Annotated in this window: 13 protein-coding genes; 6 read left to right on the top strand and 7 right to left on the bottom strand. The window is 54.9% G+C overall.

Annotated elements, in window-relative coordinates; all coding sequences use genetic code 11:
- Positions 1-260 precede the first annotated feature (260 nt).
- Positions 261-1,754 (bottom strand): C1 family peptidase, encoded by a 1,494-nt coding sequence (locus OZX70_RS08530; RefSeq protein WP_277182190.1) that lies wholly within the window; start codon positions 1,752-1,754, stop codon positions 261-263.
- 251 nt (positions 1,755-2,005) lie between these two features.
- On the opposite strand from OZX70_RS08530, the gene OZX70_RS08525 reads away from it, so the two are divergent.
- The 3 genes from OZX70_RS08525 to OZX70_RS08515 all read left to right on the top strand — a co-directional run bounded on the left by OZX70_RS08525 (position 2,006) and on the right by OZX70_RS08515 (position 4,229).
- Positions 2,006-2,944 (top strand): aldo/keto reductase, encoded by a 939-nt coding sequence (locus tag OZX70_RS08525; RefSeq protein WP_277180751.1) that lies wholly within the window; start codon positions 2,006-2,008, stop codon positions 2,942-2,944.
- 384 nt (positions 2,945-3,328) lie between these two features.
- On the top strand, positions 3,329-3,595 hold the full coding sequence (locus OZX70_RS08520; RefSeq protein WP_277180749.1) for a hypothetical protein: 267 nt from the start codon (positions 3,329-3,331) through the stop codon (positions 3,593-3,595).
- 115 nt (positions 3,596-3,710) lie between these two features.
- Positions 3,711-4,229 carry a ClbS/DfsB family four-helix bundle protein gene (locus tag OZX70_RS08515; RefSeq protein ID WP_277182189.1) on the top strand — a complete coding sequence of 173 codons (519 nt, stop codon included), beginning with the start codon at positions 3,711-3,713 and terminating at the stop codon, positions 4,227-4,229.
- Between the two features lie 171 nt (positions 4,230-4,400).
- Here OZX70_RS08515 and OZX70_RS08510 read toward each other — a convergent pair whose 3' ends face one another.
- Complete coding sequence (locus OZX70_RS08510) at positions 4,401-5,192, bottom strand: nitroreductase family protein (RefSeq protein ID WP_277180747.1); 792 nt, start codon at positions 5,190-5,192, stop codon at positions 4,401-4,403.
- A gap of 79 nt (positions 5,193-5,271) precedes the next feature.
- Positions 5,272-5,871 (bottom strand): DUF4235 domain-containing protein, encoded by a 600-nt coding sequence (locus OZX70_RS08505; protein WP_277180745.1) that lies wholly within the window; start codon positions 5,869-5,871, stop codon positions 5,272-5,274.
- Positions 5,872-6,104: 233 nt separating this feature from the next.
- On the opposite strand from OZX70_RS08505, the gene OZX70_RS08500 reads away from it, so the two are divergent.
- Entirely contained in the window at positions 6,105-6,803 is a 699-nt protein-coding gene (locus tag OZX70_RS08500; RefSeq protein ID WP_277180743.1) for a histidine phosphatase family protein, read from the top strand.
- Between the two features lie 105 nt (positions 6,804-6,908).
- On the opposite strand, the gene OZX70_RS08495 is transcribed toward OZX70_RS08500, so the two are convergent.
- On the bottom strand, positions 6,909-8,681 hold the full coding sequence (locus tag OZX70_RS08495) for a glycoside hydrolase family 13 protein (protein ID WP_277180741.1): 1,773 nt from the start codon (positions 8,679-8,681) through the stop codon (positions 6,909-6,911).
- Between the two features lie 185 nt (positions 8,682-8,866).
- Here OZX70_RS08495 and OZX70_RS08490 point away from each other — a divergent pair, with 185 nt between their 5' ends.
- The gene (locus OZX70_RS08490; RefSeq protein WP_277182188.1) at positions 8,867-9,055 is read left to right on the top strand and encodes a histidine phosphatase family protein; all 189 of its coding nucleotides are present in this window, start codon (positions 8,867-8,869) and stop codon (positions 9,053-9,055) included.
- A gap of 105 nt (positions 9,056-9,160) precedes the next feature.
- Here OZX70_RS08490 and OZX70_RS08485 read toward each other — a convergent pair whose 3' ends face one another.
- Positions 9,161-10,942 (bottom strand): glycoside hydrolase family 13 protein, encoded by a 1,782-nt coding sequence (locus OZX70_RS08485; RefSeq protein ID WP_277180739.1) that lies wholly within the window; start codon positions 10,940-10,942, stop codon positions 9,161-9,163.
- A 451-nt stretch (positions 10,943-11,393) separates the two neighbouring features.
- On the opposite strand from OZX70_RS08485, the gene OZX70_RS08480 reads away from it, so the two are divergent.
- The gene (locus OZX70_RS08480) at positions 11,394-12,662 is read left to right on the top strand and encodes an MFS transporter (protein ID WP_277180737.1); all 1,269 of its coding nucleotides are present in this window, start codon (positions 11,394-11,396) and stop codon (positions 12,660-12,662) included.
- 170 nt (positions 12,663-12,832) lie between these two features.
- On the opposite strand, the gene OZX70_RS08475 is transcribed toward OZX70_RS08480, so the two are convergent.
- Both OZX70_RS08475 and OZX70_RS08470 read right to left on the bottom strand, forming a co-directional pair.
- A complete protein-coding gene (locus tag OZX70_RS08475) occupies positions 12,833-13,933 on the bottom strand; it encodes a LacI family DNA-binding transcriptional regulator (RefSeq protein WP_277180735.1) in 1,101 nt (366 codons plus the stop codon).
- Positions 13,934-14,124: 191 nt separating this feature from the next.
- On the bottom strand, positions 14,125-15,204 hold the full coding sequence (locus OZX70_RS08470) for a Gfo/Idh/MocA family oxidoreductase (protein WP_277180733.1): 1,080 nt from the start codon (positions 15,202-15,204) through the stop codon (positions 14,125-14,127).
- Positions 15,205-15,290: the final 86 nt, after the last annotated feature.

Raw genomic sequence — 15,290 nt, 5'->3', positions numbered from 1 at the left:
TTTGAGTTTCACACATCGTTTTTCCAAGGAAGATGCTGTTATAGTAGAGATGTCGGCAGTTAAACCGCTGACGAGATTCTTCTCTGAATCCCATAATTGAACCTTCTTCTCTCTTCTCTCGCCCGGCGGCTTTCTCTCCGCCGGGCATCTCTTTTCTTGGCCTGTTGTCTGACTCGGTTACTGGCATCCCTTGCGCATCACTCGGCATCTCTAACGCACTTTTGCGTCGGAGCCAAATTATGGTTCAGCGATTCAGTCCATCAGTCGCTTCGTGCGCTGATCGTCTGCCACGGGTCGAGCACTACTGGTTCGGATTGCGAAGCCTTCAGCGTCCTGTCATCGAGGAATTCCTTGCGGATGATGACCTCGGTGACGAACTGGTCGAACCACTCACCGTCCGCGACATAGTAGCCGTCGGTTCCAGTCGACTTGCCCCAGCTGTTCTCGATCTTCCAGCGGTTCGGCTTGCCGTTTTCATCGAGGTTCACACCGGTGATGGTCATGGCGTGGTTGCTCGGATAATCCCCGTATTCCAGGCCATTCGCCTTGTCGATGTCGAAATCGGTGCCGAACAGCTCATCCACGCGCACCGCGTTTTTGCTGAAGTATCCGCCGTCGCGAACGCAATATTGCATGCAATCGCAAGCGAACCAGATCGGGTGTCCTGCCTTGACTTGGTCGACGGCCGCCTTGCGCAGTACGTCAATCGGTACGTTGGTGAAATCGAGATTGCCGGTTTCGGCCACGTTGGTCGAATACTTGAGCTGGAAATGAGTATAGAACGGGCGGGATCTCATCGGGTTGTTGCAAAGCGTCACGAAGTCGTTGACATCCACTGGCACATACTTGTGATAGAAATCAAGTGGCGTGATGCCGTGCTCGACGATCTGCTTGCGCTCGTCGATGCCGGGTTCTCCCTGCTCCGATTTTTCAGCATTTTCCTTTGACTTTTCGGCCTCTGCGTCGGACGTGGCGTTATTCTTTGAGTCCTTGGAGTTCTTGCCGCTGCCGCTCTTGTTTTCACTTTCGTCGTTCTTGTCGTCATCGCCGTCTTTGACACGCGCTCGCCAATCGAACTTTGCCGGTGGCTCGCCCAATGAAATCGCGCAGATACGGTAGATGTCCTCCATATATCGTTTCTTGGATTCGCGCAGCTCACTCATGGCCATGCCGTTTTCATGGTGATCGCGCAACTGAATCGCGAACTGGTGCAGTTTCGTGGTCAGATACTGCGTGAATGCGTCGGAATCCTTGGAATTCTGCGATTCTGGATATGCCGATTTCGGCACGAGCCCGTACTTGTTGACCAGATTGACGAACATCTGCCACCATCCGCCATCGTCGGCTGGGTAGGCGTTGATCGTCTCGAACGTGCGGCTATCGGTCGGCTCGTCGAGCGTGGCCAGCACGTTTTCAAGGTAGGCGTTCGACTTCTCGAACTTGTCCCAGAAGAACAGATACGTCTCAGAAAACTCGAAATCCTCGAGTTTCCAGCGATGCATCAGCTCGTAACGCAGGGTGTTGAGCGAGGCGAACATCCAGCACCGCCCGCTGCGCTGCTGGTCGGTGATACTTCCTTGCTTGAGCTCGATGGAGAAGTCATGTGTCAGCTCGCGCGTTCCTTCGTAACTGGTCGCGGCTTTGATTACGCCGTTCTTGACCGCCGCATTCGCTGCCACATGGTTGGCTCTCGCGGCTGAGCCCATGTTGTAGTTCTCGCTATATCCACGAACGTCATCAATGCCCATCGCCATTGCCGCATTGCCTGCCTCATTTGTATTGTTCGTCTTGTTTTCGGCTGCCATTGTTCCTCCTGTTTCGTATGCCAACATCTTATCGTGGTGTCTGCCTTCGTTTGGATGTCGGATGGAATATGCAACGGCTTGCTGATATCAACGTTGAAGAGAAGCCGGCTGTCTTTTAAAAGCATTACAAATATGTCGTATTCTTCGTGGTCATATCCTAGACTGGAAATACCTATGAATACCAAGGAAGGCGTTAATAAATGAAATATAGCGAACTCGGAACATCGGGCGTGAAAGCTTCGCGCGTGGCCTTTGGAGCCATGCGTATTCGCAGCAAGAGCGAGGAAGAGGCGCGGGAAATCGTGCGCACGGCGCTGGACGGCGGCATCAATTTCTTCGATACCGCAGATTGCTACGGTGCGGGTGCCAGCAGCAGGCGGCTTGGCCAGGCGTTTAAGGACGTCAAAGTCGACCGTAGCAAGATTTTCATACAGACAAAGTTCGGCATCTATCGCGATCCGGATGACGATAACATCACGCGTTACGATTTTTCCAAGGATCATCTCGTCGCCGCGCTCGACGGTGAGCTGAAGAATCTGCAGACCGATTACGTTGATTTCGTCCTCCTTCACCGCCCGGATACGCTTGTCGAGCTTGATGAGCTGGCAGAGGCCTTCAACGAGCTGCAATCCAGCGGCAAGGTGCGTCATTTCGGCGTCAGCAACATGAACCCGATGCAGGTCGAGATGTTGCAAAGCGCTCTCGACCAGAAGCTGGAGGTCAACCAGCTGCAATTCGGGCTCGGGCACACCGGCATGCTGCAGCAGGAGATTCACGTCAACATGGAGGACGCGCCGAGCGTCGACCATGACGGCGGTCTAATCAGCTACTCGCGTTTGAAGCGTATGACAATTCAGGCGTGGAGCCCGTTCCAGTTCGGCTTCTTCGAAGGCGTTTTCATCGACAACCCGAAGTTCCCCGAACTCAACGAGGAGCTGCAACACGTCGCTGATGCGCACGGTGTGGCGAAGAACGCGATTGCCGTGGCTTGGATTCTGCGCCATCCTGCCAAGATGCAGGTGCTGCTGGGGTCGATGACTCCAAGCCGTCTGAAAGAGATGATGGCGGGTACCGATATTGAAATCAGTGCTCAGGAATGGTACGACCTCTACACCGCCGCCGGCAACGACCTACCGTAAGGTGGCCATTGGGTAATCACCGATCCCAATGTCGGAAACCGTTCATCTGCCTGTGCGTGGTGAACGGTTTCTTGTATTTTGCGGCTATATGCAGAAAAGTGTTCATCCGGCGTTGCTCAGCGGCCGTTTTCTTGCATGTGTGCGCCTGAATGCTAGAGACAGCCCTTTTAGAACTGCTCAGTGGCCAGTTTCTTGCATAGCGCAAACCGGATGCAAGAAAACGGCCGTTTAGAACTGCTCAGTGGCCAGTTTCTTGCATAGGCCGATGCGGATGCTAGAAACCGGTCTTAGCGTCGCTCGGTGCCGCACTCTCTTGCATATGCGTGGGGTTCAGTGCAAGAAACCGGTCAGCTGCCTGTAATCCCGCATTGCTAGGGTAGGGGCGTGCACTACTTCACCCCGAAACGTTGCGCCAGCTCGCGCAAGATCATCTACCACGACAAGGCTCAGGCCGAGCGCGCCGCCCGGCAGGCCTTCATCGAGCGCGATGCCGAGCTGTGGGTGTACCGGTGTGAATATTGCGGTGGCTGGCATCTGACCCACCACGATCCGAAAGAGGAACAATTTCTGCGCGATATGAGCACGCAAGCTGCTGCGCGACGCGGAAGGCCCCATTCCCGCAAACGTGGTTTCAAGCCGAGGCGACACTAGCAGCGTAACAATAACAGATACGGCTTCAGGTATGGAATAATATTTGGACAGCGTTGTCTGGCGATTTGCGCTGTCATGTGAACATTGACAAAATTCGGAAGCGGAGGTCGTGAAAATGCAGACATATCAAGACAAAGAGGATCTGAAAAGCGAAATTCGGAAGACATACGACAAGTACATTGCGGAATTCGATGAGATTCCGGAGACGTTGAAAGACGAACGGTGCGAGGATGTCGATCGTACGCCCGCAGAAAACCTTGCGTACCAAGTTGGCTGGACCACCTTGCTTCTGCAATGGGAGCGCGATGAGCGTGCAGGGCGACAAGTACACACGCCATCCGAACGATATGCATGGAACCGGCTGGGCGACTTGTACCGTTGGTTCACGGATACATACGCGGGGCTGCCATTGCGGGAGCTCAGAGAGAGGCTTGATGCCAACGTTGCTGACATCCTTGCTATGATTGACACCATGTCGGAAGATGAGGTTTTCGATCCTCATCGACGTAAATGGGCGGATGAGGCCACTAAAACGGCTATATGGCCGGTCTGGAAGTTCATTCACATCAACACAGTTGCGCCGTTCAAGACGTTTAGGGCAAAAATCAGGAAGTGGAAAAAGAACGTTTTGTAGCTCCCAATCCTAACTTACCGCCGCAATTGCAAGATGAGATTGTAAACGCGACGCGAGTGAGGTTGTGTGCGTCGCAGACGCAAGGCGGAATTGCATCTGCGACGCTAATCCTTGGTTAGACTTCACAAATGCGATGTTAATGGGGTGGAGCCGACTGTGGGATTCGGCTGATCAGCGGTCGAAGCGGAAGTGCTGGTCCTCGGCGACAGGCGTGACCGAGCGGCTGAAGACGCCGCGGTCGACCGAGTTGTTCGCGATTTGGTCGCTGAAGGCGTCGACGGGGCGGTCGGTGTTGCGCAAATCGTAATACTTGTGGGCGGTAGCGTCGAAGGCATCGAGCCCGTGGAGCAGCTCCCCGTCGTCGGCAGGGTAGCGGTTGATGAAGAACTGGTCGTCGCGTTCCATGCGAGGTTTCAGGGCCGGCGACTGGTCGGGCTTGCCGATGGCGAGGCCGAGCACGGGGTAAGTGAATTCCGGCAGATGCAGCAGCTTGATGAGCTTGCGCGGATTGTTCAACACGGAACCGAGGATCACGCAGCCCAGGTCCAGCGAATAGGCGGCGGTCTCCATGGCGTGCAGCGCAAGAACCGCGTCGTTCTGCGCCTGGGTGAAGCGATAGCTGGAGTTCAGCGTGAATTCGTCGGAGTGGACGTCGACGCCTTTGCGTGTGGCGATGGCGGCGTTGCGGTGCTCGTCGGCCACGAAAAGGTAGAGCAACGGGGCTTCGGCCACGTAGGTCTGGTGGGCGATTTCGGCGATGGCGCCTTTGACGGCCGGGTCTTCGACGCGGATGGCCGACCAATCCTGCAGGTATTGGCTTGAGGCGGCGTGCTGCGCCACGGTTTCCAGCGTGGCGACGGTCTCAACGTCGATGGCTTCCGGCTTGAACTTGCGGATCGAGCGGCGGTTTAACAAGGTTTCGATGGTTTCGTTGGTACGAAGATTTTTTTGAGATTCGGTCATAGCTCTATTCTTTCAAACGCATGTGAAGGGGCTCAGCGATTTTCCGCTCTGGGTAATGCTGCAGATGTGAGATTGGTATCTATTTCCCGTTGCGCCGATTGTGCCGACGCGTGACCAGCGCGTTCGAACCGCGCGTGCCCAGCGAGGAGATTACGGAACCGAACGCGGCCGAAGCTGCGGCGAAGATGACACTGGCGATAAATCCTTGCTGTTGGGCATCTTCGGCAATGCCGCTGCCCGCGCCCGCTGACCGATGCCTGTTGGTGACTTGGCTGTCCCACACGGTTTTGAACACCTTGCCGGCCAACGTTCCCAGAACGGTGGGCACGATGATTTTGACGATCTTGTCGCCCAAGGTATCGGGGTCTTGCAAACGATGTTGACGCATGGTTTCTACTTTCTGGTCGACGCGATGAAGGCTTTCGACGATATGGTCCGTCGATGAGGATGAGGATGAGGATGAAGATGACGGTACAGGCGAAGATGAAGATAAAGGTGAAGATGGGGGCACTGGTGAAGATGGGTATGAGGCCGAATCTGTTGCAGGGCTGGCTTCGGTTTGAGCCGAGGGCTTGGAGGGCCTGGAAGGCATAAACGAATCCCAGGCAGGTGTGTTGAGATTTTGCGAGCTTTCCTTGTCGGCTTCCTCTACCGCCGTTTTGCTGTGTCTTGCGTGCATTTTTCCATAATAGACGCGGCACTATCCGTCAGACAGGATACGGTGATGGCGTTACTTGATTTTTGCTTTGGGCATGTACTGCTTTAATCGAGAGTCAGACTAAAAAGCATTCATAATCCAGTCACCATGTCGATAATGATGACGCATCGTAAATCATTGCCGAATTTTTTACTGTTGGTTGACCATGGCTGGTTAGTTTTGCGCGTTTTTCCGCCCTGCGTTAGAGTGGCGGTATGACTGATTATCTTACTTCGGGCGAGGGAGCCTCGAAACCCGGCTATTTGGTATTGCTACGCCACGGACAGACCGCGTGGAGCGCTACCGGTCAGTATACGGGGCTTACCGATGTGCCGTTGAACGAAGAAGGTCGGCGTCAGGCAATGGCCGGCGGCAAGCGTCTGCGTGAGGCGTTCCCGGAAGGTTTTGGGGACGGGCATATTTTTTCCAGTCCGTTGCATCGTGCCACCGAGACCGCGCAATTGGCGGGTTATTCCGATTTCGAAACGCTCGACGACCTGGTGGAATGGGATTATGGTCCCGCCGAAGGCCGCAGGCGTGAGGAAGTCAGTGCCGCGCTTGGGCACGATTGGTGTGTGTGGGACGAAGGCCCCGAAATGTTGCCGGCTCAAATGCAAGGTAATTGGGTTTGCACGCTGCCCAGCAATGAAAAGGTGAACGTCCATAGCGGCACCGGCGAGACCGTGGAAGAGGCTGCCGAACGCTCTCGTCGTGTCATCGGGAAAATAACGCCGTTGATTCTTGCCGGTCACAATGTCCTGCTCGTGGCTCACGCCCATATCCTGCGTATCGTCACCACGCAATGGCTTCGCACCGACCCGCGTGCTGGCCGTCTCCTGCGTTTCGATACCGCCCATCACTCGGTTTTGGGCTACTACAAAAACGATCCTGTCATTGTCCGTTGGAATGTGTGAAAGATCTATTTCGGATTGACGTACTTGTAGGAGAATGGAAAAGCGTCTGGAACCTTATACGCTGTAAGGTTCCAGACGCTTATTTTTTGTGATTTGCTTTACTGCTTACTTGTCAAGCAGAAGCCAGGCGCTCGCGTCTTGCGGCAGCCCGCCGTCTGCGGCAAGTTCGGCGGAAGTGAGCAGGATGCGGCCCTTTGGCAGTGCTACGGGAGCCGCGCCGAAGTTTGTGACGCTTGCAAACATGGCTGACGAGCCTTGATAGACCGCCGGGCGGGTGTAGGCGATGACGTCATCACCCATGTCGAGCCAGTCGAGGCTACTGTGGTCGCCCGTCGCGGTCAGCAGTTCGGCACGCTCTTTGAGCGCCGAACGATAAAGCGTGAGCATCGAGGTCGGGTCGGTCGTTTCCTTGTCGGCCGCGAAGTCCTTGAACCACAGGGGCTGCGGGAGATGCGGAGCTTCGGCGGGAGTTCCGTCGGCCTTCGTCGCGGATGAGAAGCCAAATGATGCGCCCTCACCAAAATTCTTATCCCAAGAAGCCGGTTTGGGCTCGTCGTCGGCGACCCACGGCAGCGGTACGCGACAACCGTCGCGGCCCTTGTCACTCGCGGCCTGCTTGGTGTTCACCGCGTTCGGATCTTCCAGACGATCCCACGGGATATCCGGCACTTCGAAAAGCCCGAGTTCTTCACCCTGATAAATATAAACAGAACCAGGGAGGCCCATTTCCATCAGAACGGCGGCGCGGGCGCGGCGGGTGCCGAGCTCGCGATTCTCGAAGTAGGTCTTGCCGTCGCGCAGCAGCCAGTCTTTGGCGATCTGGTGCTTGTCTGTCGCTGGGACTTGAGGTAGCCCGTAACGAGTGGTGCTACGAGGAATGTCATGGTTGTTCATCACCCAAGTCGAGGTTGACCCATCGGTGTGCGCGGCGGAATCAAGCCCCTCGGTGATGGCCATGCGCATCTGGTTGACGTCCCAACCGGCCTTCGCGAACTCGAAGTTGAAGACCTGGCCGAGTTCGTCGGTCGAAGCGTAAAGATGCTGGTGCTCGGGCACCACCCAAGCCTCGCCGACTGCGAAACGCGGCGGGTTGTATTCGTTGAAGACCTGTCGCCACTCCTTGTAGATGTCGTGGACCTCCGGGCGATCCCACAAAGGGCTGCGGCCGTCGTGGGACTCCTGATTTTGTACGCTGAATTCCTCGCCCAGCTTCTCCAGGGGCTCGCTGTCGAGGTCTTTGGCCAGGCCATGCGCCACGTCGATGCGGAATCCGTCGACACCATGGTCGCTCCAGAAGCGGAACGTCTTCTTGAATTCCTCGTGGATATCCGGGTTCTTCCAGTTGACGTCGGGCTGTTCGACGGCGAAGATGTGCAGGTACCACTGGCCGTCGGCGACGCGTTCCCATGCCGGCCCGCCGAACAGTGACTGCCAGTCGTTCGGTGGCAGTTCGCCGTTCTTGCCACGGCCTTCACGGAAGATATAGCGGTCGCGCGCCTTCGAGCCGCGGCCGGCCTGGAGTGCTTCCTGGAAGAAGCGATGCTTGTTGGAGGTGTGGTTCGGCACGATATCGACGATCACCTTGAGACCGGCCTTGTGCCCCGCCTCGACCATCTTGTCGAAATCGTCCATCGTGCCGAGCCGCGGGTCGACGTTGCGGTAATCGATGACATCGTAGCCGCCGTCGGCGAGTTCGGAAGGGTAGAAGGGGGAGAGCCAGATTGCATCTACGCCCAGCGTCTTCAAGTAATTCATTTTTTCCGTGATGCCGGCGATGTCGCCAATGCCGTCACCATTGACGTCCTTGAAGCTGCGCGGATAGACCTGATAGACGACGGCCTGCTTCCACCAGTCGTCGCGCGAGTTATTAGCGGTCATGATTTCCTTTCGTTTTAAGATATCTGGGATATCCCAATTCCTCATCTGCTTTTATTTGACAACGTTACTATGTTTATAATTACTATAATCAAAAAGCTAAGAGATTAAAATAATTTATATTGTTGACCACGTTTCCATTACCAGAAATGTATGAACGCATGTAGTCGGTTTTCGGTTTCTGTCGTATCTGTCGCCGTAGGCGGCGCCGTCGTGCCGCCGATACCGCGCAATTGGCGGGTTATTCCGATTTCGAAACGCTCGACGATCTGATGGAATGGGATTATGGCACGGCCGAAGGCCGTAGACGTGAGGAAGCCGGTGCTGTGCTGGGCTACTACAAAAACTGCCCTGTCATCGTTCGCTGGAATGCGTGAAAGGTCTATTTCGGATTCACGTACTTGTAGGGGAATGGAAAAGTGTCTGGAACCCTATATGTTGTAAGGTTCCAGACACTTAATTGTTGATAATTTGCCTAAGGCTTACTTGTCGAGCAGAAGCCAGGCGCTCGCGTCTTGCGGCAGGCCGCCATCTTCAGCAAGTCCGGCCGAGGTTAGCAGCACCTTGCCCTTCGGCAAGGCGACAGGGGCTGCACCGAAGTTGGTGATGCTGGCGAAGGTGGCTTTCGATTCATCGGAGGCCTTTGCCGGGCGGGTGTAGGCGATGACGTCGTGGCCCATATCCAGCCAGTCGAGGCTGTCATGATCGCCTGTCGAAGTCAGCAGCTCGGCTCGATTTCTGAGCGCGGAACGATAGAAGTTCAGCATCGAGGTCGGGTCGGTCGCTTCTTTGTCGGCGGCGAAATCCTTGAACCACAGTGGTTGCGGCAGATGCGGATCGGCGCTCGGTGTGCCGTCGGCCTTCTTTTTGGGCGAGAAGCCGAATGATGCGCCCTCGCCGAAGGCCCCGTCCTCGCTCCAGCTGGCAGGCTTCGGCTCGTCGCCGGCGATCCAGGGCAGCGGCACACGACAGCCGTCGCGGCCCTTGTCGCTGAAGTTGCGCGCGGTGCGGAACGGCGTCGGGTCCTCGAGACGGTCCCATGGGATGTTCGGCACCTCGAAGAGGCCGAGTTCCTCGCCTTGGTAGATATAGACAGATCCGGGCAGGCCGAATTCCATCATCGCGGCGGCGCGTGCCCGGCGGGTACCGAGCTCACGGTCCTCGATGTAGGTCTTGCCGTCGCGTAGCAGCCAGTCTTTCGGAAGCTGGTGCTGGCCGTTGGCCTTGACCTTCGGCAGGCCGTAACGGGAGGGATTGCGCACAATATCATGGTTGCTCATCACCCACGTTGAGGTGGAACCGCCACTCTGTGTTGCGGATTCGAGACCTTCAATAATCGCGGTGCGCATCTCATCGACGTCCCAGTTGGCTTTGGCGAACTCGAAGTTGAAGACCTGACCCAGCTCGTCGGGAGAGGCGTAAAGATGTTGGTGTTCAGGGACGACCCAGGCCTCGCCGACGGCGAAACGCGGCGGATTGTACTCGTTGAACACCTTGCGCCACTCCTTGTAGATATCGTGGACTTCAGGGCGATCCCACATGGGGTTCCGTCCATCGTGGTTTTCTTGGTCTTGAGTGTTGTACTCACGACCGAGTTCTTCCATAGATCTGCTGTCAAAGTCCTTGGCCAGGCCGTGGGCCACGTCGATACGGAAACCATCCACGCCGTGCTCGCTCCAGAAGCGGAATGTCTTCCTGAACTCCTCGTGAACGTCTGGGTTCTTCCAGTTGAGATCGGCCTGCTCGACCGCGAAGAGGTGGAAATACCACTGGCCGTCGTCGACGCGTTTCCAAGCTGGGCCACCGAAAAACGACTGCCAGTCGTTCGGCGGTAATTCGCCGTTCTTGCCTCGTCCTTCGCGGAAGATGTAGCGGTCGCGGGCGGCACTGCCTCGTCCGGCCCTGAGCGCCTCTTTAAAGAAACGGTGCTTAGTAGAGGTATGGTTCGGCACGATGTCGACGATGACCTTGAGGCCGGCCTTGTGAGCGGTCTCCGCCATCTTGTCGAAGTCATCCATGGTACCGAGCCGCGGGTCGACGTTGCGATAGTCGATCACGTCATAGCCGCCGTCGGCCAGATCGGAGGGGTAGAAGGGGGAGAGCCAGATTGCGTCCACACCCAACGCCTTCAGATAGTCCATCTTCTCGGTGACACCGGCGATGTCGCCGATGCCGTCGCCATTGACGTCCTTGAAGCTGCGCGGATAGACCTGATAGACGACGGCCTGCTTCCACCAGTCGTCGCGCGTGTTGTTGGTGGTCATTGTGTTCCTTTCATGTGAATGGTGTTTGGAAGTAAATATATGTTTTCAAACATCCTATTTGACAACGTTAGCATTTTTTGAAGTTATTGCATTTCAATAACTTTGGTATTATAGTAATTCATCGCATTGACTACGTTATCAATAGAGGAGAAAAGAATGAACTTATTGTGGTACGTACGGCTTTTTAATGACCATTAGAAACTGTCAGATATTCCTTTGAAGCAAGTATGCAAACTCCGAACTTATTGGTTTGTTACGCTTGCCGAAGCCATTTTTCAGCTGAAAGAGTAATTTGTAGATTTGGAATTGTCGGTTTCGGAAGCACTCGAACTTTGTGATTGCTTGCTGCTGGAAAATTTCCTAAAAAATTTGCACTGATAAATCATTTTGATAAGACATCTATCGAATAGGCGATAACGCTGCTGTTACCGCTAACTCAAGGAGGAAATATATGGATGCACAAATAACCGCTACGTCACCGAACCTAGCGCCAGATACTCAGAAGCCACTGGAACACAAGATCCGATTCGCGCTTGGCTTCCTGATAATCGCGCTGATGATATGTATCCCCTACAGCATGGGTTCCGGTGTGCTGCTGCCGCAGGTGTTCTCCGGTATCAAGGGAATTTCCGCTGAAGGCGCGCTGGGCACCATGAACGCCGTCAGTGCAATTTTCGCACTTGTGGCGAACATCGTTTTCGGCACCTTTTCGGATGTCTCCAAGTTTAAGATTGGCAAGCGCACCCCATGGATTGCCGCAGGCGGTGTTATCGGTGCTGCTGGTTACTTCCTGACCGCCCACTCCACCTCATTGGTCTGGATGGTCATTGGCTGGTGCATCGTACAGATCGGCATCAACTGTGTGATCGCTCCTGCTGTTGCAGTACTTTCTGACCGCATCCCCGAGGACGTGCGTGGCACTTTCTCTGCCCTATATGGTGCTGGGCAAATCGTCGGTAGTCAGCTGGGCAACTTCATTGGCAGCTTTTTCTTGGCCAAGCTCGATGTCGGTTTGGCGATCGGCACTGGTGTTTTCTTCTTCTCTGGTCTCATTGCTGTCATTGTCTGGCCCCGTGAGAAGTCTGCGGAAAACAATACCAAGGCCACTTCGGTCGGTGAGATCCTTAAGTCGTTCATCCCGCCGACCAAGAACTGCCGCGACTTCTATCTCGCCCTCTTCGGCCGCCTGGCCTTCATCATCGGCACATTTATGATCTCTGGCTACCAGCTGCTGATCCTCGAGCGATACATCCACTTGAGCGTCAAGGACGCTGGCACCGCTATGCAGATCATGTCAATTATCACTTTGGTCGCCAGTATCCTCGCCTCAATGGTCTCCGGACCGCTTTCTGATTTCTTGCGCCGCCGTAAGGTCATGGTTTGCGCCGCGTGCGTTATTATCGCCTTGGGCATGCTCGTGGCATGGATTATGCCTACCACCACCGGTATCTACATCTACGCGACGTTTGCCGGTATCGGTAACGGCTGCTACATGTCCGTCGACCAAGCTCTTAACGTCGATGTCCTGCCCAATCCGCAGGAAGCGGGCAAGGACTTGGGAATCCTGAACCTTGCCAACACTATCGGCCAAACTCTTGCCCCTGCCTTTACCACATTGTTCATTGGCATCGCGGGTGGCTATCGAGGTGTCTTCCCCGTTGCCATCGTCTTCATGCTTGTGGGCACCATCTTCATCATGATGATACGCAAGGTAAAGTAATACGAGTTAAGTCCGATAATTGCCAACGGTGTCGTATCCTCAGTTCTGTCAGGACACGACACCGCCGCATACCGACCATACTGTTAGCTGATTCTGTTGATGTATGCTAATGTGCCACACCTGTTCTGGATTGTAAAAAAAGAACTTGTAATATACAATATTCGAGAGTTCTATAGACCGGAATATGGTGCTGCGGCGGTTGTTGGGTTTTCAGAGGACTTTGCCATGGTGGTTTTGGTAGTCGTGGGAGGTGCCGTTGTCCCGCGCAGTATGAGTTGCACTGGAAAGACGACGTGTGAATTCGTCTTGTCTAGCTTGGTTCCGTCTTCTTCGTCCTCTTTGTTTTCCAAAGCTTGTATTGTTTTTCGGGCTGCTTCGGCACCAAGCATGTAAGGATCCTGATGCAAGGTGGTCAGACCGATTTGCTTGGCAAGCTCGATGTCGTCGAAGCCGATTATCGACAGGTCGTGCGGCACCTCGCATCCGTATTGGCGCAATCGGTAGAGAATGGGCAGTGCAGTCTCGTCCGTCATGACACAGACGGCGGTGAGACGTGGTTTTGCGGTCAGAATGCTATTGACGGCGTTGCCAATGAGATTAGTGCTGGAATCGACAAGCGATACTTGCGGGCGTACGCCGCGATATGCCTTGCACGCGTCGCGGAACCCCTGCAAACGTGATTCGGCGCTGCAAAGCAGCTGGCATTGGGAGACTTCGCCGATATAGCCGATATCGCGATGCCCAATTGCCACCAAGTGTTCGACTGCGGTGCGCATAGCGCCCTTGTCGTCAATACCCACCGTAGCGTTAAAGCCTACTGAAGACGGTACATTAATACCTATAATCGGCACATGCATGCTCTTCAGTCGTTTGACTTCTCTGGGGTCGATGTCGAACGAATCAACGATGACCGCATCGACGTTGCGACGCACTGGAAGATCCATGAAGAACTTGCGGCGCTCGGCTGTCGTCATCATTTTGTATATCGAGATGTCGTATTCGGCTGGATGGAAGACTGAGTCAAGGCCGGCGAACACATGTGAGTCGAACCATGTCGACACTCCTGCGCTGGCCAAAAGCGCAATGCGCATGGTCTGCCCGCTTTTGAGCGCAGCCGCGGAACGGGAAATATGGAAATCAAGTTTTTCGGCCGCGCGAGCGACCTTTTCCCGCGTCCTCGGGGCGACGAGCTCCGGCTTGGTAAACGTTCGCGAGACGGTGGAAATGGAAACGCCCGCAGCCCGAGCGACCTGTTGGATGTCTGCTGTCATATTCCGCCTCTGTACTTCCGTTTACCCTGCTGTTTTCATTCTATCTGTGTTTGCCGATGACAAGAATTTTCATAGAGCGAAGCCGAAGCCATGGCACGCCGCGGTAAAGCTGGGTTGGGGCCAAATGGAAGGAATGGAGTTACTGATTGTGTCTATCACATTGTGTTGCTGAGATAAGGTGTACCACCGAATTATTCGAACGGGTAGCGCAGGCCCCAATCGGCGCGAATTTGGTCCATGAGGCCAAGAATCCGTAGGGTATCGCTGTGCTGATGTCGGTCATATTCCGTTTTGTGCGTACGGACGGCTTGCGCGGCGGCCTCGACTTCATATTCGTAACCGGTCAGTTGCACAGGGGCCGAAACGGTGCGCAAGAGATGGTGATTTTCGTCGTAGATATCTGCCGAGGCGATGTCCATGACGTTGTCGCAGATGATGCTGCCCTTGCTTCCGCAAATATTTCCGCGAGGTTGCGTGGTGGCGATGATGGAACTGAAGACTTCGGCCATGGCCCCATTTTCATACGTCAAAGTAGTGAAACTTTGTGCGTCGACGCCGGTGGGGCAGGGTCGCATCGAAGTCTGGATTTTTGCAATTGGTTGCGAACCGTGTTGGAAGTCGGATTGTTGTGGCGTTTGCCGGTTGCCGTCGTCTCTTGGAGCTTGTTGCTCGAGAATCGTGTCGGCAAACGACAACGTATAGATTCCGGTATCAAGCAGGGCACCACCCGCCAATTCGGGCTTGACCAAGCGTGGGATATTGAGGCCATAGCCGCCTATGCTGGCCGTTACTGCGGAAATTTCTCCGATTATGCCTGAATCGATGAGCGAGGCTATGGTCTCGCGCATTGGCATGAACCGAGTCCAGAAAGCTTCGCCGCAGAACAGGCCTTTCCGCTCGGCCAGACTAAAGACGTCTCGAGCCTGCGCAGCATTTGGTGCGAAAGGTTTTTCGACCAGCACGTTGCGTCCGGCGTTGAGACAGAGCGTGGCCTGTTGAGCGTGGAAGCTATGCGGAGTGGCGATATAGACGAGGTCGATCGAGGGGTCGTTTACCAATTCTTCGTACGAGCCATAGGCTTGGGGAATATTGAATTTGCGTGCGAATTGCTGCGCTCGTCCGAGGTCTCGTGCCGCAATCGCACAAAGCTCAACTTCACCGGCGTACCGTTCGTCGTCTCGCATCATGCCGATGGTTCTTGCCATCTTGTGTGCGATGGTTCCTGCCCCCAAAATCCCGATTCTCACCGGTTCGTCTTGCGTTTTCAGCATCGTTGTCCCCTTTGTGTATTTATATAATATCGGTTACGTATAACAGCGGGAAACGTTTTTAAATGCTTGGTTTCGGCTAAAGAATT

Origin of the sequence: Bifidobacterium sp. ESL0732 (genome assembly GCF_029395535.1) — a bacterium.
Taxonomy (GTDB): domain Bacteria; phylum Actinomycetota; class Actinomycetes; order Actinomycetales; family Bifidobacteriaceae; genus Bifidobacterium.
Note: the sequence above shows the minus strand (reverse complement) of the source record. Positions and strands in the feature narration are given on the sequence as shown.

Bases quoted from the DNA above. Each gene is read 5' to 3' on its own strand.
- OZX70_RS08515 (WP_277182189.1), top strand. From the start codon at position 3,711: ATGCAGACATATCAAGACAAAGAGGATCTGAAAAGCGAAATTCGGAAG.
- OZX70_RS08495 (WP_277180741.1), bottom strand. From the start codon at position 8,681: ATGACCGCTAATAACTCGCGCGACGACTGGTGGAAGCAGGCCGTCGTC.
- OZX70_RS08480 (WP_277180737.1), top strand. From the start codon at position 11,394: ATGGATGCACAAATAACCGCTACGTCACCGAACCTAGCGCCAGATACT.
- OZX70_RS08485 (WP_277180739.1), bottom strand. From the start codon at position 10,942: ATGACCACCAACAACACGCGCGACGACTGGTGGAAGCAGGCCGTCGTC.
- OZX70_RS08525 (WP_277180751.1), top strand. From the start codon at position 2,006: ATGAAATATAGCGAACTCGGAACATCGGGCGTGAAAGCTTCGCGCGTG.
- OZX70_RS08475 (WP_277180735.1), bottom strand. From the start codon at position 13,933: ATGACAGCAGACATCCAACAGGTCGCTCGGGCTGCGGGCGTTTCCATT.
- OZX70_RS08530 (WP_277182190.1), bottom strand. From the start codon at position 1,754: ATGGCGATGGGCATTGATGACGTTCGTGGATATAGCGAGAACTACAAC.
- OZX70_RS08505 (WP_277180745.1), bottom strand. From the start codon at position 5,871: ATGCACGCAAGACACAGCAAAACGGCGGTAGAGGAAGCCGACAAGGAA.
- OZX70_RS08470 (WP_277180733.1), bottom strand. From the start codon at position 15,204: ATGCTGAAAACGCAAGACGAACCGGTGAGAATCGGGATTTTGGGGGCA.
- OZX70_RS08500 (WP_277180743.1), top strand. From the start codon at position 6,105: ATGACTGATTATCTTACTTCGGGCGAGGGAGCCTCGAAACCCGGCTAT.
- OZX70_RS08510 (WP_277180747.1), bottom strand. From the start codon at position 5,192: ATGACCGAATCTCAAAAAAATCTTCGTACCAACGAAACCATCGAAACC.